The organism is Staphylococcus sp. GDY8P67P, from assembly GCF_017892545.1.
GTDB classification, from domain to species: domain Bacteria; phylum Bacillota; class Bacilli; order Staphylococcales; family Staphylococcaceae; genus Staphylococcus; species Staphylococcus ureilyticus.
The window spans coordinates 473,058-491,772 of sequence record NZ_JAESLH010000004.1 but is presented as its reverse complement, the minus strand read 5'-3'; the positions used below and the strand labels follow the sequence as shown (position 1 = coordinate 491,772).

The following is an 18,715-nucleotide window of genomic DNA, read 5'->3' as shown; positions in this document are numbered from 1 at the left end:
CGGGTTGCTAGGGTTATCCGGATTGCTAGGGTTATTCGGGTTGTTAGGGTTATCTGGGATTTCGCAGACTTCGTTTATATACTCAATTTGCTTCGGACTTAGGTTACTTTTTAGATAATCTAATTGCGCATTATTAATTTCATCTTCGGTAAAACCTTGCGTTCGCATGTTTTCTTTTTTTAATTCTAACTGTCTTTGGAGGTCATCTTCGTTCCACGTTCCACCTACATTTGCACTTGTAGAAAGTAATCCATTACTCAAATTTTGCGGTGTATCAAATTGTTTAGTAAACATTATGCCATAAGCACTATTGGCTTCGATGTTACCAAAATTGACAATTGCTACATTACCATTAAATGTTACGCTTACCGGAGTTAGTATATGTTGATACTTACTCATACCGTTAGTTGAAACTGCAGGGTAATATCGATTTACTACCCAGTTTGATACGTCTGTTGTGGTTACATTTTCATATGGTAGTGTAACTCTCATCTCGGCGTTGTCTATTGCATAATCAGTAGCGAAAACGGCTCTCCAATACTGTGTTTTAGTAGCTTCATTTGGACCATCTTGCCAATGTTGAATTTCTAAATTACCAGGACCATAATTTTCTGTATCTACCGCATTTGGATGATTATTTGGATTTTTAACTTTTTCTTGGTATCCATTATTCGAATAGTCATCTAAATTTGTATCCATGATACTTTTTGCATTTAAATCAACATTATTTGTATATGACGTAGTTACTTCGTCCGCAGTACAATTTTCACCTGTTTTGACACCATTTTGAACAGTTTGAGTACGTTGTGGTATATAGCCGTTTTGTTCTTGGAAATATGTTAAATTGCCATCTTTATCAGCATCTTTATTTATATCTGACGTAGTTTCAACTGTCTTTGAAGTCGTTTCTTGGGTAGGATATTGATTTTCAGCATAAGAAGTTGGCGTATTGTTTGTTACTTCGGGTTGATTTACATCGGATGTATTTTCATTAGTGTTTAGTGTTGTGACTTCTTCTGTCGTATTTGTAGATTCAGTCATATCATTCGTACTTGCTGAGGACTCTGATTCTGTTATTTCTGTTTTATTATCATTTTGATTAGTTGATTCATTAGGTTTAGTGGTTATCTTATTGTTATCCTCGACGAATGTTTGATGAGCTGTTTGTGTTGAATCTAGTTCGCTAGCATTTGCTTCATTGTGCATACCTACCATTAAAAATGTACCCAGTAATATGGATCCAGTACCAATTTTAAACTTTCTTAAAGAAAATCGTTGAAAACTACCATTTTTCATAAAATCATTCCCATCCCAATTTATAAAATTACATCATTCTTTACTATTTATACAGTACAATCTATTATAAAGCAATATAATTTTACAAAGTTTATTAAAAAAATACAAAAGTTGTTAAACGTTTAAATATTAAAGACTGTTATAATGTTATTTTTTAGTAAGAATGACAGATAAAGTAATCAATCATTAAAGATTTTTTATAATTTATATTTACACAAAATAAAGCAGGATAGTGAATATCTATCCTGCTTTTAGACTTCATATTGAAATAAAAGTGTCACTTTATGTTAAAGCAAGTTGTCCAAAACCTTAAAGGGTTTAGATAACTATTAAAGTATGATAACTTTTGTAATGGGAAAAGCAATTTCTTAATAAATCACTACTATTTGATGTATTGTAACACAACCGTATAACGAGCTGAGAATGGAGGAAATACAATATGAATCAATTGAAGCAATTTTTTATGAAGTTGATTGAACCACTTACACAGGTAGAATTTTATCAATCACTCTTAGTCAATATATTAATTATCGCGGCATATATTTTGATGGGTATTATAGTGATTGCCATTGCGAAGAAATTAGTGACGAAATTCTTCAAAGCGAATGCAAAGAAAAAAACACATTATAAAATTAAGCGAAGTGAGACATTATCTACACTAGTTCAGAATTTAGTTAGCTATGTTGTATGGTTTATCGTGCTCACCTCAATATTATCACGCTTTGGGATAAGTGTATCGGCGATTTTAGCCGGTGCCGGTGTAGTCGGTCTAGCGGTCGGCTTCGGTGCACAAACAATTGTCAAAGATATTATCACTGGTTTCTTTATTATATTTGAAGGACAATTTGATGTGAGTGATTATGTGCAAATTAATGCTTCTGGTGTAACGATTGCGGAAGGTACAGTTAAAACGATTGGTTTAAGATCCACACGTATACAATCCGATACAGGTGAAATATATACTTTACCCAATGGAACAATAAGTGAAATCGTCAATTATTCTGCAACAGATGTATCACCACTTGTGATGATACCCGTTTCGCCATCAGAGGATTATGAAATGATTGAGAAAAAATTATTAGATTTTTTACCAACATTAAAAGATAAATATGATATGTTTGTCGCAGCGCCTGATTTATTAGGATTAGACAGCATCGATGGCAATCAAATGATTATTAAATTATTAGCTCATGTGAAGCCAGGCATGCATTTTCCGGGTCAAAGATTGTTGCGTAAAGAAGTTTTACATTACTTTAATGAAGAAGGTATTTCTACACCAAAACCAACGCTGGCAAAATTTGAAGAACCCGAAGTTGAATAATAATGTAATTATAAATAAAGAAGCGTATCTACATGTTAATCGTGCATGTAGGTACGCTTTTTATTTTTTAAACTATGCGAGCACACTAATTTATTTGGAATTTTACGATATCGCAAACAGTTCATTAATGACTGGGACCATATCATCGTGAATTACTAAATTTGCATCACTATCATAAGGTGTAGGGTCTCTGTTAATAATAACTAAGTTTTGACCCTCAAAGTTTGAAATAAGACCGGCGGCAGGCTGAACGACCAGTGAAGAACCTAAAACAACGAGCGTGTCAGCAGATTTGATTTTATGCAAGGCGTCAAAGATCGTGTCTTGGTTTAGCATTTCTCCATAAAGTACGATATCTGGTCTGATGGGACTGCCACAAGTTTCACAATAACGTAAGTTGTGGTGAATCACGTATTGTTTAGAATATTTTTGGTCGCAGTTAATACAATAAAATCGGTTTAGTGTACCATGTAGTTCATCTGTGTGTGAACTCCCAGCATCTGAATGTAGACCGTCAATGTTTTGAGTAATGACACCAAGGGATTGTTGATGCTTTTCAAGTTGTGCAATCCACTGATGAACGATATTTGGTTTTTTATCAGCAAACAGTAAATAATCATGACAAAAATTAATAAAGCCCTCAGGGTCATTTTGGAAATAGGTTTCACTTAATAAATACTCAGGTGAGTAACCATTTTTTGAAATTTCTTCATATAAACCGCCAATAGAACGAAAGTCAGGAATACCACTTGCGACAGATATACCTGCTCCTGTAAAAAATGTAATGCTATTAGAAGTATCGATGATATTTTTTAATGATTCAATATTATGATTCATAAGATCACTCCATTAAAATATTTAGCACTTATTGTAATTTTGAAATTTCAATATTACATTCAAACCAATTTTAAAATGAAGTATTGATTTTAGCAAATTTAGGATTATGAATATATCTAACTAGCAACGGTTATTATTTTTCGATATATCGCTTGACGAGTAACGATATATCGTTTAGTATTTCGATATATCGAAATGGAAGGATGATAATAAATGTTTAATAGATCATTTCACAATAGAAGACATATCATGATGCAACACGGAGAAGGTGGATTTGGACAAGGGTTTGAAAAGATGTTTGCAGCCGCACGCGGCAGGGACCGCTTTTTTAAAAAAGGAAATTTGCAATATAGCATTTTACGATTATTGTTAACCGAACCCAAACACGGTTATCAAATTATTAAAGATCTTGAGGCACAATTTAAAGGATTTTATTCGCCAAGTCCAGGCAGTGTTTATCCTATTCTTCAAATGTTAGAAGATCGTGGATTTGTTTCTGTATCAAAAGAAGGAAAGAAAAAAATCTATACAGTAACAAAAGAAGGTAAGGCATTTTTAGAGGACAATATTGATAATGATGAATTTACAAAACGTATGGAACAATTCAAAAATATGGATATTGACAAGATGAAAAAATCACGTGATGAGTTACAAGCACTTTTCCAATCATTTATGTTAGCAGGACAAAGTGCAATGAAAAATGAAGAGAAATATGAGCAGTTTCAACAATTAATCAAAGAAACTGAAACAAAGCTAATGAATTTTATTGAAGAAAAATAAAAATAATGAAAAAGGTGTAAAAATGAAAAAAGAAAATTTAAATCATATTGCGATTATTGGTGGGGGGCCAGGAGGCTTAATGTTAGGATTACTTCTACAACAACAAGGCTTACCATTTACAATCTATGAACGTGGTTACCCTAATATGCATGCTGACCGAGGTGGTTCATTAGATATTCATGAAGACAGTGGTCAGTTACCATTGAAAGAAGCTAATATTTTTGAAGATTTTCTAATGCATGCGCGCTTTGAAGGAGAGGATACACGAATTGTGCGTAAAGATGGCACGATTTTGTTCGACGAAGACGCAGGAAAAGAAGGTAGTAGACCAGAAATTGATAGAGGTAAGTTATGCGATATCATCCTTGCACAAATTAACCCTACAAATATTAAATATGGTTATAAATACGAAAAGTTAATACAACATGATAATAGGGAAATTGAACTCGTTTTTGAAAATGGGAAGACAGTGATGACAGGATTAGTAATAGGGGCAGATGGAGCCTTTTCTAAAATTCGCCCGTATTTAACAGATGCTAAACCAACGTACACTGGTATATCTATGATAGAAATGAACTCGAATGAAAAAGAACATCCAGACCTTTTGGCATTTAATAAAAATGGAAAGGTTATGGGACTAGGAGGAGATCAAGCGATACTAGGACAACGTAATGGCGATGGTCGTATTATGGCCTATGTAAGTCTTAAGACAACATATGAAATGCTAGATGAATATCGTGCGTTATCACTAGAAAAATTAAAAGAAAGACTATTAGTTGAATTTAGTGATTGGGGTACAGAATTAAAAAAATATATTGCATATAGTTATGATGATATTAAATTTCGTCGTATCTATCAGTTGCCAATTGGTTTGAAATGGATAACACAGCCTAATATCACACTTATTGGTGACGCTGCACACTTAATGAGTCCGTTTGCAGGAGAAGGTGTCAATATGGCATTATATGATGCATATTTGTTAGCACAATCATTCAAAAATAAAGAAAATGTTATTGATATATTGAAGGCTTATGAAAAGAAAATGTTTGAAGTTTCAGAAGTTCATGCTCAAGCGTCTCAAGATAATTTAGAGCTAATGTTTTCAAACGATGGCGCAGAAAAGATGGCAAACTTCTTTATAGATATGGAAGCACAACTCAGTGAATCATAAATTATTCATATCATATATTTAATTTAATATCAGTTGCGTAATATCAAAGGTTTATCTCTAAATCAAAATGGAGGTAAACCTTTAAACATACATAGATCTAAATTCAGCTTGTGAAAAGCAACATTTTCAAAAGTATCATTTTACAAATAAAATATAATTTGACACACGAAATAATATTTTGTAAATTGTAGCTAAGGTGAAACAATATTTAAAAAGGGGTGATAGTCATTCGTAATATTTTAATATTATTGGAATCATCATTAGCGACATTGAATCCCTCGGAATATAGAGTGGCACAGTATATCATCGATTATCCGCATAGAACGATCAACAGTTCAATACAACATTTAGCAGACCTAACAAATGTCAGTGAAGCGACGATTGTTAGGTTATCTAAAAAAATAAAATGTAAGGGCTTTCAAGATTTAAAGATGGAAATTGCTATGGCGTTAAATAGACATAATGAAATTGAAGATGATTATGAAGAACTCAATATTACTGATTCCAATGAAAGCGTGATTAACAGTATTTCTCAAAGTAATGCTAAAGCGATAAGGAATACAGCTCAAATTTTATCACCAGTAGCGTTAGAAAAAGCGGCTTTAATGATACATCAGGCTAGGAAAATTTGTGTGTTTGGTATTGGTGCTTCAGCAATTATTGCAGAAGATTTAAAGCAAAAGCTCACACGCATTGATAAGTGGTGTGAGGTTGGCAAGAGCTATGATGAGCAAGCGACATTGAGTGCCAATGTGACAAAAAATGATGTTATTATTGCTATTTCGAATACTGGCCAAACAGAAGATATTTTGCAGTCATTAGCATTAGCACATAAAGCGGGGGCTCAAATTATTTCCATAACTAAATATAGCAATAATGATGTAGCAGACTTAGCACATATTAACTTGTTTTATAGCTCTTCAGAAAAGCCAGTGAGAAGTGCAGCAATGAGTTCACGTATAGCTATGCTCAATGTCATAGATATTTTATTTGTATCATTAGCCAGTAGAGATTATGAACGACATACGAAATTATTAGAGCGTACACGGCAAGCAGTTAAAGTTAAAAAAAGAAAATATTGAAAGGGTGTTGTTTTATGAAAGTAATAATGGTTTGTTCAGGTGGCATGTCTAGTTCTATGATTGTTGATGCTGTGAAGAAAGAGGCGGCAAAAGAAAATTTTGATTTGGAAATCGTAGCAGTTGGTACCGAAGCATTTGAAAATGAAATTGCTGATTACGACTTAGGTTTAGTAGCACCTCAAGTGAGACATCGATTAGATAAATTTAAAAAAGTCGGTGAAGCAGTTAATAAACCTGTAGATGTCATAGATCCAATGGGCTATACACCGATTGGCGCACCTAAAATTTTAAAGCAAATAAAAACGTATGTATAAGTACTAAATTAAATAAGTAAACAGAGGGTGTATGTTATGCAGAAATTTTTGAAATGGATTGAAAAGGTATTAATGCCACCCATGGCCAAAGCTTCTGAGCAACGACATTTAACTTCTATTCGTGATGGTATTATTGCAACACTACCACTTATCATAGTTGGATCGTTCTTTACTTTATTTGCGTCTCCTCCCATACCAGCTTTAGAAAAATTAGTAGAACCGCATGCTGAGAAGATAATGATCGCTAATAGAATGACGTTGGGACTGATGGCAGTTTACGCTGCATTTTCAATGGGCTATAGTTTAGCAAAATCATATAAAATGGATGGCCAAGCAGGTGGATTACTTTCACTAGCAACATTTTTAATGATGACGTTACCGCTCAACTTAGATGATAAATTACCTAAAAGCGATGCTGTGGGTTATGTGTTGCCTATGGCAGATTTAGGTGGTTCCGGCTTGTTTGTAGCAATCATTTCAATGATATTTGCTGTTGAGATGATGCGACTCGTAGTGAAGTCAGGGTTTACGATTAAAATGCCGGATCAAGTTCCGGGATCTGTTGCACGTTCGTTTGAATCTTTGGTACCTGCAATCGTCATTATCGTTATTTCTTGGTTTGTAAGAGTGATATTAAACATAGATTTAAATGCTATTATTAATAAAATCTTTGAACCTTTAGGTAATTTTGCCGGTGACAGTTTATTAGGTGCTTTGATTCCTGTGTTTTTCATTGTACTTTTATGGTCAGCAGGTATACATGGTGTGGCAGTAATGGGGGCAGTCTTCCAACCTATTTGGTTTTCATTATTAGATCAAAACATAGATGCTAAGGCTGCTGGGGAACCATTACCACATATTATTGTCGAACCATTTTTCCAGTGGTTTGTATGGATAGGCGGTGCAGGAGCGACACTGAGTTTGTGTATATTGATGATATTCTCAAAATCTGAATATTTGAAGAAAGTAGGACGTTTTTCCATTATACCGAGCATATTTAATATCAATGAACCACTTATATTTGGTGCGCCGTTAGTTATGAATCCGATTCTTGCGTTACCGTTTATAGGGATTCCACTTATTTTAACGACGATTACTTATTTTGTATTTAAGTTAGGTTTGATAGCTAAAATCACGATACTTGCGCCATGGACATTACCGGGGCCTTTAGGGGCATTATTTGCAACGAATGGTGACTGGAGAGCACTGGTGTTAGTCGTATTTAATCTTTTAGTAGCAGTAATCATATACTATCCGTTCTTTAAAATGTATGAGCGTAAAATGTTAGAGCAAGAACAAGGCACTACAAATGATACTTTTAACGACGATTAATTGAGATGGGGAGATTTGATGAGTGAACAAAACGAACAAATTATTTTTGAAATTATTTCACATGGTGGTAATGCGAAAAGTTTAGCATATGAAGCTTTGGATGCGGCTACCGCATTTAATTTTGAACAAGCGAATGAACTGATGGCAGAGTCGAAGCAAGAAATGAGTAAAGCACATAATATACAAACAGAATTAATACAGTCTGAAATAAATGGTGACAAAGTGCAAACATCTTTATTGATGATACATGCACAAGACCATTTAATGACAGCGATTAGTGAGAAAAATTTAATTGAAAAAATGATTGAGTTATATCAAAAATTAGAAGAGAAGTGTTAATATGATGCGATTGATTTATTTAATAGTATTATTTTTACTCATATTTTGCTTTTATAAAATAGCCCATTTTATAGTCAATAAATTTCATTTTAATAGATGGTTATTACTGATAGGTATACCATTTATCGTCGTTGTCCCTGTAGTTATATTTGAAAATATTAATTTGTTTGGATGGGGAATAATATTACTTTTATTAATATTTACGAGTATCCTCTTTTTTGAAAAATCTCGTGTATTGATTGAGCAACGTCAAATGCGTGGCATTATATATAAATCAAATAAGGAGTAAATATATATGCATAATTTAGGAATATCAGTTTATCCGACCCAATCAGATTTAGGAGAAATGTGTGACTATATTAAAATGAGTGCAAAATTCGGATTTAAGCGCATCTTCACAAATTTACTTTCGGTTAAAAGTGATGAAGAAGCGGTTTTTAATAAATTTAAGTCAGTGGTGAAAGTTGCTAAAGAGAATGATATGACAGTGATTGCGGATATTAACCATAAAGTTTTTGAAGCATTGAATTTAAAGCGTGATGATTTGTCCTTTTTTAAAACACTAGGCGTATCAGGAATACGTGTAGATGCAGGATTTTCAGCTCAAGAAATAGCGCAGCTGAGTTATAACAAACAGCATATGTATGTAGAGTTAAACATCAGTGTAAGTGATACGTTTATTGAAGATGTGTTAAGTTATCAACCTAATTTAGACAAACTTGTAGGTTGTCACAATTTTTATCCTCAAACCTATACTGGTTTATCATATCAACATTTTGTAAATACGAGTGAAGCTTATAAAAGAAATAATGTTCATACTGCAGCTTTTGTTTCTTCACAAGAAGCAACAGTAGGGCCTTGGATGATTATGGAAGGCTTACCGACATTAGAAAGTCATAGGAAATTGCCTATAGCAGTACAAGTTAAGCATTTATTAATGACGAATTTAGTAGATGATTTTATTATTGGTAATGCATTTGCTTCTGAATCTGAGTTACAATCACTTTCAGAAATTAATTTAGCAATGCCTAGTTTTGATGTTTATTTAAATAACGATATTACTGGATTAGATGAAACTATTGTGACAGAGGAATTTCATTTCAATCGGGGGGATATTTCAGATTATGTTATACGGTCAACGATGAGTCGCGTTCATTATAAGGATGAGCCATTCCCGCCAAATAACACAAAACAAATTAAAAAAGGTGATATTGTGATTTGTAATGAACAATATGGTCACTACAAAGGGGAGCTGCAAATCGCATTACAAGATATGGAAAATCATGGTTATAAAAATGTTATCGGACATGTAAAAAAAGAAGAACATTTCTTATTAAATTTATTAAAACCTTGGCAGTCTTTTGAATTAAAAGTGATATCATAATCTTTGTTTTATAGTGCGTGACTGCTTGGTTATTTAAGTATAAGTGGAAAGATTATAAAAAATAAATTGATTATGCAGTAATCGATAAGTGTGAAAAGTAGTTGTTTCTCACAAAAAGCATGACATGCACTTACGAAAAGAGACTAAGCAATAGAAAAATTTTGAATTGAAACCCAATCAGTGAGACTAGAATAAAGGCACTTTCGTTGAATTCATTATAAATGAATCGTACGGAGGTGTTTTTCTATGTACAGTGTTTTTTATCTAATGAAAATGAAGGATATTGTGCCAAATAAATTAGTGTTAAAGCATATAAGAAACTTTTATGGGATATTAAAATTATTCAATTTCCATTTTAGAGTCTAGCCGATAAATCGGTCTTATATCTCAAAAGAAAACCACTCATTTTAAGAGTAATCTTGATTCATAACATTAAAACTTCTGATAATCATTGGTTATGTAAATTAGACAGCTTTATATAAATATTATTCTGGGTTGTTGAAATTATAATACACTTTTAATCTCGCATTGGAATCAAAGCAATAATATTTTACAGAAAATTTACATTTTTCTGTAAACGATTGACTGTCTTTCTGTTGCGTGATACATTTTAAGTGATTTTAATAGTAAATTTACATCATGTATTCTCAAAATAAAGGATGGGATGATGATGAAAATTAATAATCATTCAATTAATGGATATTCAGACATTAATAGTTCTGAAGCGATGAAATATGCAGGAGGATGTTGTTCTTGTAGTTGTTCATGTTCTTGTAGCTGTTCATGCTCTTGTACATGTGCCTCAACAGCAGCGTAATAAATCAAAGTCTAGGCTTGGTCTATATAGATCAAGCTTTTCTAAATCTTAAAGGTGAGTATATGAAAATTTTAATGACAGTTAAAGATTTAAATGTTGATTTAAATAATAAAAAAATTTTAAACCTTAATAATCGTACTATAGATATTTATATTGAAGATAAAATAGCTCTAATTGGAAAAAACGGTGCGGGTAAAACTACTTTAATTAATTGTTTATTAAATGAGATGAATCACAGTGGTGTCATTGATAGAAAGATAGGTACTAAAGATATAGGGATTGTTTTTCAAGAAAATAAGTATGGAGATTTAATAAAAGTACACGAATTAATTTATTTAGCAACAACTTATAGCAAACGAAGTAAACAATTTAAAGAATTTACGAAAGCTTTCTCTTTAGAAAATCTCATAAATAAATTTGTTAATGATTTATCCTTAGGAGAACAAAAGCGTTTAACTGTAGGATTAGTCTTAAGTAAACAAAAAAAACTATACATATTTGATGAATTAACATCTGGATTAGATTATGAAAAAAGACAAAATTTATTACATAAAACTAAAGAAATTACCCAAAATAAAGCTGTAATTAAAGTCACGCATTACTTTGATGAAGTTGAAAACTGGGCGAATAAATTAATCATATTAGATAAAGGAGAATTATTGTATTACGGAAGTATAGATCAATTTTTTTCAAAATTTTATCATTATGCGCTGATTGAAATAGTTAATCAAGAATTAGATTATTTAGTTAGAGAAGTTATTAAAAAAATAAATGCTGATGTATATTTTAATGTTAAGGTTTTCACCTACAATAAAGAGCAAATGAACGAAGTTATTAATATATTAAATGAACGAAAAATAGAATTTAAAATAAACATGCAAAATATATATTCAACATATTTAATCTCAACTTTGGAGGAAATATGATAAATAAAATTTTGTTAAGTATAAAAATGCAATTTAGAGTTCCTATATCTGTATTTTTTTCATTAATTTTCCCAATAATCATGATGTTAGTTATTATTATGTCTTATGGAAACTTCAATATAGGAAATGGGAGACATTTTATAGATAAATATTTTTTAATTAGTACAAGTATCGGACTACTACCTATTGCTTTTATTAGCTTTCCAATTTGGTTAAGTGAAAGCATTGAGAATGATACACTGAAAAGATTAAAATATTTTGACGTAAATATTAGCAGTCTAATTATTTCTAATATTATTTCATACTGTTTTTTAGCGATTTTTAGTGTTGTTTTAAATATCATTATTGGTAAAGTATTTTTTTCGTTAATTTTACCTAGCACACAATATTTTATAACCTTTTTTTTACAAATTTTTTATAACATCATAGCCTTGTTAATGGTAGGAACTTTCTTAGCTTTGTTAATAAAAAAGAGTAAAATTTTATTACCTTTTGGAATGATATTGCTCTTTCTTACTTATATGATTATTGGCGTTTTTGTACAGTATGGGGAACTACCCAATGTTTTAAAAGAAATAGGGAACTGGATTCCAATAAAATATGCTACAAATGATTTTTATTCAATTTGGACAAATGAATATATGTGGGATTTATCCTTTTTGAAAATAAACTCACTGTATATTTTAGTAACGGGTGCTTTAAGTTTATTTATTTATAAGTTTAAGAAATGAGGATAATAATTATGTTGAAGAAACAAGAAATACGAGTGATTATTGAAATTTTAGCGGGTATCGTTTTATCTGCTATCATAACGGCTATTTCGATTTCAATAGGTTATTTTATTATCAATAAAAATGGTTATGCGCATTTTGATGTAAATTTATTAGGAGTAAATTTATACAAAATACATAATCATGGCAACAGTGGAGAACCAATTATAACGAATATTATGTTTTTAGGTGTAGCCCTATCCATATTGTTAGTCATCATTATTGAATTAATTGTAGCAAGTAAAAAAAGAGGTAAAAAGCAATGATTAATTATCAATTAAAGGGAATGTTTAACCAGCATTCACTATTTAAATTAAACGAGGATAATATTGCAAATAATGATAATCGAAATAACTTTGCTCAAATTATTTTAGGGAATCAAGAATCAGAATCTTTAAAGTACTTACTAAATGTAAATCATCAGAGGCTCAGTGATTTTAAAAGTATGTTAGCTTATAATGAATCGAATTATGCAGCTTTAGTTAGCGAACATCAAATTTTGAATGAGATTAATGATGAAGATACAAGATTGCTTCCTAAAAGTGATAAAAAAATAAAAGAATCTTTTTATAATGTTTTAAATCATAGAAAAAGCACAAGAGAATTCACATCTTTTGAAATGGCTAGTAAAGAACTATCAACAATACTTAAATTTTCTTTTGAAATAGCGTCTAGAAAAGTGGATTATGAGGATATAAAAACAAGTACTCGATTTTATGCATCGGCAGGAGGGTTATATCCTATTGATATATATCTTTATATCAACAACGTAGAGGACTATGACAAGGGCATTTATTTATACCAACCGATAAGTCACTCATTATTAAAAATTGTGGATCAAAAGGACATAAAAAAGATGATTTATTAGAAGGCAATAATATAGATATAGGAAATTGTAATTTTTTAGTCTTTTTTGGCTATAATTTTAATTCTAGTTTTTTGAAATACGGAGAATTAGCGTTATTAAATAGTTTGATAGAGATCGGTTGTATGTCTCATAATTTTGGTTTAGTCATTACATCCTTAGGATATACAGGGTTACGTCCTAGTCTATCTAGTCTCCAAACGACAATCGTATCCCCTGACCTCGCAAATTCAATTGCTTTATCTAAACCAGGTCGCTTACTTTTTGAACCACTCATATGGTCATTAAATATCTTTTCACAACCATATGTATTTAATCGATCCTCCTGTAAATTTTAATTTTGTAATCCAGTTGAAACTCTTGCATAACCTATTTTCAAAATACAAACCTCCTATATACACATTCAGTGTACCATAACTTAATTACAAGGTCTTTTGTGAACATAGATTTTTGTTGGGTTTTTGAACACATAATTCTATGTAATACTTACTTATTTTGACATAAAACAAGAGTGTACAGAAAATGGTTATTTTCTGCACACTCTTTAAGTTACCAATTTTTTATTGTAAAATATGTATAAATTATATTTGAGGAGGTGTCTAAATGTTTCTTATAGCTTATTGTTGCAGATATTTACAAGTCATACGCAACAAATTTTCGATTTTAATTCCAAAATTGGTGAAGTCTGTCTTTTTTGAAATTAATCATCGATCTATAAGGAACTGACACTATATATTTCTTCCTTATAGATAACATGGAGGAAGAAAAATGAATATACTAAATGCCTCGAATGTTTCTAAAAAATATGTAGAAGAAACTTTATTCGACAATATTAAGATGACCCTCAATTCTGGTGAAACGATAGGGTTAGTAGGACGTAATGGCGAAGGAAAGACCACTTTATTGAAGTTACTAGCTGGGATAGAAACACCTTCCCTAGGCGTTATTAGTTGGAAGAAAAATGTGAGAATAGGTTATTTAAACCAAATACCTGATTTTGAAAAAAATACAAGTGTTTATCAATGTTTAAAATCTGTATTTCAAGAGTTAAATACTATATCAAAGCAACTTGAAACGATAGAAAATAAAATGACTGAAGGTATAGAAAACATAAGTACACTAATATCTCGCTATGGTGAATTACAGACATATTATGAAGAAAATGGTGGTTATGAGATAGATGCTAAAATACGTAAAGTGACACATGGTTTAAATATCGTTCATTTACTTGAAACAGAGTGGGGAAACTTATCAGGAGGAGAACGTACAAAAGTAGGCCTTGCTCAAATGTTACTTAAGCCTACAGACTTGCTACTTTTAGATGAACCAACAAATCACCTTGACTTTAAATCTATAGAATGGTTGGCTAACTATATAGAAAGTTATAAAGGTGCTGCTGTAGTTGTTTCACACGATCGTTACTTTTTAGATGAAACAGTCAATCAAATTATGGAAATAGATCAAAAAACACTTCATACTTATAATGGAAATTACTCATATTTTGTTGAAGAAAGAGAAAAAAGACTATTAACTGAATTCGAAACCTATAAAACACAACAAAAGAAAATTAAAAAAATGAAAGCGTCTATAAAGCAATTAAGAACATGGGCAAGCCAAGCCAAACCACCGAATGCTGCAATGTATCGTCGAGCTAAAAGTATGGAAAAAGCTTTGAATCGCATTAAACGGTTAGAAAAACCAACTTTAGATTCAAAGAAAATGAATATGGACCTAGAAGAAGGTAAGCGTGTTTCTAATCGAGTTATTGAAATGGAAAATGTTGCTAAAGGATATGGCTATTTATTATTTGAAAATGTAAATATGTTAATTCGAAGAGGTGAACATGTCGCTATTATAGGAGAGAACGGTACTGGTAAATCAACATTGTTGAAACTAGTTTTAGGAATTACTTCAGTAGATGAAGGTTCAATTAAAACTGCAAACAATTTAAAAATTAGTTATCTTTCACAACATGAATTTGAAAGTGATAACAATGATACTTTGTTGAATACAATTCGTGAAAAAGTCAATGTATCAGAAGATCAAGCTAGACATATTTTAGCTCATTTTATGTTTTATGGTAAAGACGTGTTTAAAAAGGTTAATGATCTAAGTGGAGGGGAAAAAATAAGATTAAAATGGGCACAAATTGTAAACACTGATTATAATTTACTTGTTTTAGACGAGCCTACAAACCATTTAGATATAGATGCCAAGGAAACCATAGAAGATGCTTTATTAGATTATGAAGGATCTATAATTGCAGTTTCACATGATAGATATTTTCTTAACAAACTATTTAATACTACTTACTTGTTAAAAGATAAAACATTAGAGAAGTTTGAAGGTAACTATGATTATATTAAAGAAAAAGAATTTTTATAAGTAATTGATACTTTAAGATTTAAAAGGATAGCTCTTAGCTATCCTTTTTCTCATTTATTAAGTAAAGTAATTCTCATATATCCAGTAAAGTGACAAATTGCTGTAATTTCAACAATCTGATTTGTATGTTTAGGGTGTGCCTATAATAAAAATTATATAAAAATATGCCTATTAATTTGTTTTTAATTTTTCACTAAATATAAATAAAAGAAAGCAGAAAAAATAAATAGAATCATGAATAATGATCCAGCTAATAAAGCGCTTGTTGCACGCTCATTATAAAGTCCTTTTATTATATATAGTATAGCTGTAAAAGAAAAAGTGATAATCATTGCAGCAAAGAAAATTATTGTTAAAAGTCCTACAAACTCTCTATATTATTTCATCCTCCTGTATATACACTGATTGCATTCCTAATCACTATGGTGTTATAATATCTTTAACAAAGATTATCAGGCATGTATGCACCAAATCCCCTTACTATGGCAGTAGTAAGGGGATTTTTGGTGTGACTAGTCGCCTATTCGTCATTACGCTTGCGTAGCCAATGCGCAAATAGCGCAACGAGACAACCACTTGCTGCTGTGGTCATGATGTTTACAAAGATTTCAGACATCGCGTATGCACCTCCTCTCTACGTCAAATTGACGCCTGAGAGATAGGCGACTACATTATTATATCATCTGTAAACACGCAAACATATGCACTCCGATAAGTTGAATTATGTACTTAAAATGATAGGAATTATCACGCCAATATTTTATACAGAAGATAATAAAATAATTTGGTTCGTGCTTAATCTAATTACACCTCAGGTAACATTTCAAACACAGTATCCAACGTTTTTTTATTGTATGCTATTAAACCTACATGTCTTGAATAATTTCCCAATTTAGAAATTTGAAGATTCATGCTTTCAACTCTAGTTGTTAAAGATTTAGGTATTATTGTAATACCTTGCCCCGTTTTCACACTCGCAAATATGGACTCTAAATTATCTTTGTATTCAATTTCCAATTTCATTTCAGAAAAATTTTTTCTTATAAAGGTCAAAGTGTCACAAGGGGGAGTCAAAACAAAAATTTTATAGTTTTTAAGTGTGTCTACAGCTATACTTTCGTTATTAATTAATCCGAAATTTCTTGAATAAACAATCATGTAATCTTCAGAATACACATATTTATAAAACAATTTTTGACTCTCATTAGATGTAATATCTCCAATTATCACATCTATATCTCCACTATATAGATGTTCTAGCAATATCTGTGTGTTATTTTCAATTTTAATTTCTATATTATTATTCAACATTTTTTTCTGACTATTTTCTAACTTATATAAAGAGAAACTAGGAAGTAAACCTAGTCTTATGTTCGAATTAATTGATTCAAAAATTTGTAACTTTAAATTTTTCAAATTTTGCCTTACTATAAGTAACTTTTCTAATACTATCTCCCCGTTTTCAGTTAGAAATATACCTCGAGAAGTTCTATAGAACAAGTCACTTTCAAAATATTCTTCAATACTTTTGATTCTTTTACTAAGTGCTGGAGTACTGATATTAAGTATTTTAGATGCTTGATTAAGACTTTGATATTCAGCAACTTTGATAAAATCCTCTATATATTCAATATTCATATATTACGCTCCCTGTTAACTTTTCTTTAATACCACCCTTAATATATTCATTATTCCATTAATTACAATATTATACTACGCTAAATGACATCAAATATTTGTAAGAAAGGGTTAAATCATGAAGAAAATTTGGATTTTAACGTTAGGCATGTTTGCTTTAGGTATGGATACTTATATTGTGGCAGGACTATTACCTGATATGGGAAAAAGCTTTAATAAAAGCAGTGCTGAAATAGGACAAGGCGTTACTGTTTTTACATTGTTTTTTGCTTTATCTGCACCCATATTTTCAACACTATTGGCTAAGTATTCTGTTAAAAACATACTTTTAATCGCACTACTGACCTTTGTGGCAGCTAATTTAATTACGATGTTATCTTATAACTATTCAACATATATCTTATCTAGATGTGTAGCTGGATTAGGGGCAGGACTATTCTCACCTATGGCAGTTAGTTCGGGGGGGTATTTAGTAAGCCAAAAAAATAAAGGCAAAGCATTAGCTTTTATAGTTGGCGGTATGAGTGTAGGAACTGTAGTTGGCGTCCCTTTAGGGTTACAATTAGCTGATTTAATTAATTGGAGGTTTGCCATAGGGTTAATTGTAATTGTAAGTATAGTTGCGTTTATTAGTATATCTATTTTACTTCCTAATTTTAATATGCCTGCAGCACCTAACTTGAAAGATAGATTTTCACTTTTTATAGATATACATGTATTAAGGGTGGTATCTGTAACTGTATGTGCTGCAATTGCCAGCTTAGGATTATATACCTACCTCTCTCAGATAATAAGCGCAGCTGTTTCACCACACTATATTTCACTTTTTTTAACGACTTGGGGAATAGGGGGATTATTAGGAAGTTTTGGTGTAGGTTTAGTCATGGATAAATTTAAAAACACTCAAATTTTAATGCTTATTATTTTAGTTGCTTTAAGTATAAGTATAGCGTTAATTCCTACTTTAATTAAAATACCTATTTTAGGACTTTTGCCTTTCTTACTATGGGGAGCTATGGGATGGGCGACACAAGCACCTCAACAGCATATATTATTAAAAAAGCATGCTGAACATGGAAGTGCATCTGTAGCTTTAAATAGTTCATTAAATTATTTAGGCAGTGCTATTGGTGCTGCATTAGGTGGTTTATTACTTGCGCAAGGAGGATCATTGAAGACTTTAATTTATGGTGCATTTACTGTGATTATTTTAGGAATTATTATTCAATTAATAAACATCAATATTGATAGAAAAAATGGAGAAACTTAAATCAGTTATATTAACTGCTCTACTGTATTGAATAGTAGGGCGCTTTTCTTTGAAAAGGTATCTATACGATACCTCTAACATTTCATTATCATTTACTGTATATACTACTCTACTTTTTGACTATTTTATCTATTGTAATATCAAGTGAAATGGACAATTAAATTTTTTAATTTACTCATATCATTTAA

19 protein-coding genes and 1 pseudogene are annotated in these 18,715 nt (G+C 31.1%); 15 read left to right on the top strand and 5 right to left on the bottom strand.

Going from position 1 to position 18,715, the window contains the following annotated elements; translation table 11 throughout:
* Positions 1-1,296: YSIRK-type signal peptide-containing protein (locus KA833_RS02275; protein WP_210128258.1), on the bottom strand; the 1,296-nt coding region annotated here is incomplete at its 3' end.
* Positions 1,297-1,735: 439 nt separating this feature from the next.
* On the opposite strand from KA833_RS02275, the gene KA833_RS02270 reads away from it, so the two are divergent.
* Positions 1,736-2,617, top strand: coding sequence for a mechanosensitive ion channel family protein (locus tag KA833_RS02270; protein WP_046206882.1), 882 nt, complete (start codon positions 1,736-1,738; stop codon positions 2,615-2,617).
* A 102-nt stretch (positions 2,618-2,719) separates the two neighbouring features.
* Here the strand turns inward: KA833_RS02270 and KA833_RS02265 are convergent, their stop codons facing one another.
* Positions 2,720-3,454, bottom strand: a complete 735-nt coding sequence (locus tag KA833_RS02265; RefSeq protein ID WP_210128259.1) for an NAD-dependent protein deacylase — start codon at positions 3,452-3,454, stop codon at positions 2,720-2,722.
* A 213-nt stretch (positions 3,455-3,667) separates the two neighbouring features.
* On the opposite strand from KA833_RS02265, the gene KA833_RS02260 reads away from it, so the two are divergent.
* The 12 genes from KA833_RS02260 to KA833_RS02205 all read left to right on the top strand — a co-directional run bounded on the left by KA833_RS02260 (position 3,668) and on the right by KA833_RS02205 (position 13,237).
* Positions 3,668-4,234, top strand: coding sequence for a PadR family transcriptional regulator (locus tag KA833_RS02260; RefSeq protein WP_052722081.1), 567 nt, complete (start codon positions 3,668-3,670; stop codon positions 4,232-4,234).
* A 22-nt stretch (positions 4,235-4,256) separates the two neighbouring features.
* Positions 4,257-5,405, top strand: a complete 1,149-nt coding sequence (locus KA833_RS02255; protein ID WP_210128260.1) for an FAD-dependent oxidoreductase — start codon at positions 4,257-4,259, stop codon at positions 5,403-5,405.
* A 218-nt stretch (positions 5,406-5,623) separates the two neighbouring features.
* A complete protein-coding gene (locus tag KA833_RS14030; RefSeq protein WP_046206885.1) occupies positions 5,624-6,487 on the top strand; it encodes a MurR/RpiR family transcriptional regulator in 864 nt (287 codons plus the stop codon).
* A gap of 14 nt (positions 6,488-6,501) precedes the next feature.
* Entirely contained in the window at positions 6,502-6,801 is a 300-nt protein-coding gene (locus KA833_RS02245; RefSeq protein WP_046206886.1) for a PTS sugar transporter subunit IIB, read from the top strand.
* A 36-nt stretch (positions 6,802-6,837) separates the two neighbouring features.
* A complete protein-coding gene (locus KA833_RS02240; RefSeq protein ID WP_046206887.1) occupies positions 6,838-8,133 on the top strand; it encodes a PTS sugar transporter subunit IIC in 1,296 nt (431 codons plus the stop codon).
* An 18-nt stretch (positions 8,134-8,151) separates the two neighbouring features.
* Complete coding sequence (locus KA833_RS02235) at positions 8,152-8,472, top strand: PTS lactose/cellobiose transporter subunit IIA (protein ID WP_046206888.1); 321 nt, start codon at positions 8,152-8,154, stop codon at positions 8,470-8,472.
* 295 nt (positions 8,473-8,767) lie between these two features.
* Entirely contained in the window at positions 8,768-9,856 is a 1,089-nt protein-coding gene (locus KA833_RS02230; protein ID WP_210128261.1) for a DUF871 domain-containing protein, read from the top strand.
* Between the two features lie 667 nt (positions 9,857-10,523).
* Complete coding sequence (stsA, locus tag KA833_RS02225) at positions 10,524-10,673, top strand: stapholysin S (protein ID WP_107365368.1); 150 nt, start codon at positions 10,524-10,526, stop codon at positions 10,671-10,673.
* A gap of 62 nt (positions 10,674-10,735) precedes the next feature.
* The gene (locus tag KA833_RS02220) at positions 10,736-11,599 is read left to right on the top strand and encodes an ATP-binding cassette domain-containing protein (protein ID WP_064209936.1); all 864 of its coding nucleotides are present in this window, start codon (positions 10,736-10,738) and stop codon (positions 11,597-11,599) included.
* On the top strand, positions 11,596-12,330 hold the full coding sequence (locus KA833_RS02215; protein ID WP_192947823.1) for an ABC transporter permease: 735 nt from the start codon (positions 11,596-11,598) through the stop codon (positions 12,328-12,330). Before KA833_RS02220 ends, KA833_RS02215 begins: the two co-directional genes overlap by 4 nt.
* Positions 12,331-12,341: 11 nt before the next feature.
* Complete coding sequence (locus KA833_RS02210; RefSeq protein WP_064209934.1) at positions 12,342-12,635, top strand: LlsX family protein; 294 nt, start codon at positions 12,342-12,344, stop codon at positions 12,633-12,635.
* Positions 12,632-13,237: a nitroreductase family protein gene (locus KA833_RS02205; RefSeq protein WP_226955457.1), complete on the top strand. Its 606-nt coding sequence runs from the start codon at positions 12,632-12,634 to the stop codon at positions 13,235-13,237. The genes KA833_RS02210 and KA833_RS02205 overlap by 4 nt, the downstream gene beginning before the upstream one ends.
* Before the next feature lie 169 nt (positions 13,238-13,406).
* Here the strand turns inward: KA833_RS02205 and KA833_RS02200 are convergent.
* Positions 13,407-13,613, bottom strand: a pseudogene (locus tag KA833_RS02200) (recombinase family protein); the annotation flags it as partial.
* Between the two features lie 389 nt (positions 13,614-14,002).
* Here KA833_RS02200 and abc-f point away from each other — a divergent pair.
* The gene (gene abc-f / locus KA833_RS02195; protein ID WP_210128262.1) at positions 14,003-15,619 is read left to right on the top strand and encodes a ribosomal protection-like ABC-F family protein; all 1,617 of its coding nucleotides are present in this window, start codon (positions 14,003-14,005) and stop codon (positions 15,617-15,619) included.
* A 520-nt stretch (positions 15,620-16,139) separates the two neighbouring features.
* Here abc-f and KA833_RS02190 read toward each other — a convergent pair.
* The gene (locus KA833_RS02190) at positions 16,140-16,235 is read right to left on the bottom strand and encodes a type I toxin-antitoxin system Fst family toxin (protein WP_014287283.1); all 96 of its coding nucleotides are present in this window, start codon (positions 16,233-16,235) and stop codon (positions 16,140-16,142) included.
* Positions 16,236-16,423: 188 nt separating this feature from the next.
* The gene (locus tag KA833_RS02185; RefSeq protein ID WP_064209932.1) at positions 16,424-17,257 is read right to left on the bottom strand and encodes a LysR family transcriptional regulator; all 834 of its coding nucleotides are present in this window, start codon (positions 17,255-17,257) and stop codon (positions 16,424-16,426) included.
* Positions 17,258-17,375: 118 nt separating this feature from the next.
* Between KA833_RS02185 and KA833_RS02180 the strand changes: the two genes are divergently transcribed.
* Complete coding sequence (locus KA833_RS02180; protein WP_210128263.1) at positions 17,376-18,527, top strand: MFS transporter; 1,152 nt, start codon at positions 17,376-17,378, stop codon at positions 18,525-18,527.
* Positions 18,528-18,715: the final 188 nt, after the last annotated feature.

What these genes read in the sequence shown, in the direction of transcription:
- KA833_RS02270 (WP_046206882.1), top strand. Translation starts at nt 1,736, where the DNA reads ATGAATCAATTGAAGCAATTTTTTATGAAGTTGATTGAACCACTTACA.
- KA833_RS02265 (WP_210128259.1), bottom strand. Translation starts at nt 3,454, where the DNA reads ATGAATCATAATATTGAATCATTAAAAAATATCATCGATACTTCTAAT.
- KA833_RS02260 (WP_052722081.1), top strand. Translation starts at nt 3,668, where the DNA reads ATGTTTAATAGATCATTTCACAATAGAAGACATATCATGATGCAACAC.
- KA833_RS02255 (WP_210128260.1), top strand. Translation starts at nt 4,257, where the DNA reads ATGAAAAAAGAAAATTTAAATCATATTGCGATTATTGGTGGGGGGCCA.
- KA833_RS02245 (WP_046206886.1), top strand. Translation starts at nt 6,502, where the DNA reads ATGAAAGTAATAATGGTTTGTTCAGGTGGCATGTCTAGTTCTATGATT.
- KA833_RS02240 (WP_046206887.1), top strand. Translation starts at nt 6,838, where the DNA reads ATGCAGAAATTTTTGAAATGGATTGAAAAGGTATTAATGCCACCCATG.
- KA833_RS02235 (WP_046206888.1), top strand. Translation starts at nt 8,152, where the DNA reads ATGAGTGAACAAAACGAACAAATTATTTTTGAAATTATTTCACATGGT.
- KA833_RS02230 (WP_210128261.1), top strand. Translation starts at nt 8,768, where the DNA reads ATGCATAATTTAGGAATATCAGTTTATCCGACCCAATCAGATTTAGGA.
- stsA (WP_107365368.1), top strand. Translation starts at nt 10,524, where the DNA reads ATGATGAAAATTAATAATCATTCAATTAATGGATATTCAGACATTAAT.
- KA833_RS02220 (WP_064209936.1), top strand. Translation starts at nt 10,736, where the DNA reads ATGAAAATTTTAATGACAGTTAAAGATTTAAATGTTGATTTAAATAAT.
- KA833_RS02215 (WP_192947823.1), top strand. Translation starts at nt 11,596, where the DNA reads ATGATAAATAAAATTTTGTTAAGTATAAAAATGCAATTTAGAGTTCCT.
- KA833_RS02210 (WP_064209934.1), top strand. Translation starts at nt 12,342, where the DNA reads ATGTTGAAGAAACAAGAAATACGAGTGATTATTGAAATTTTAGCGGGT.
- KA833_RS02205 (WP_226955457.1), top strand. Translation starts at nt 12,632, where the DNA reads ATGATTAATTATCAATTAAAGGGAATGTTTAACCAGCATTCACTATTT.
- abc-f (WP_210128262.1), top strand. Translation starts at nt 14,003, where the DNA reads ATGAATATACTAAATGCCTCGAATGTTTCTAAAAAATATGTAGAAGAA.
- KA833_RS02190 (WP_014287283.1), bottom strand. Translation starts at nt 16,235, where the DNA reads ATGTCTGAAATCTTTGTAAACATCATGACCACAGCAGCAAGTGGTTGT.
- KA833_RS02185 (WP_064209932.1), bottom strand. Translation starts at nt 17,257, where the DNA reads ATGAATATTGAATATATAGAGGATTTTATCAAAGTTGCTGAATATCAA.
- KA833_RS02180 (WP_210128263.1), top strand. Translation starts at nt 17,376, where the DNA reads ATGAAGAAAATTTGGATTTTAACGTTAGGCATGTTTGCTTTAGGTATG.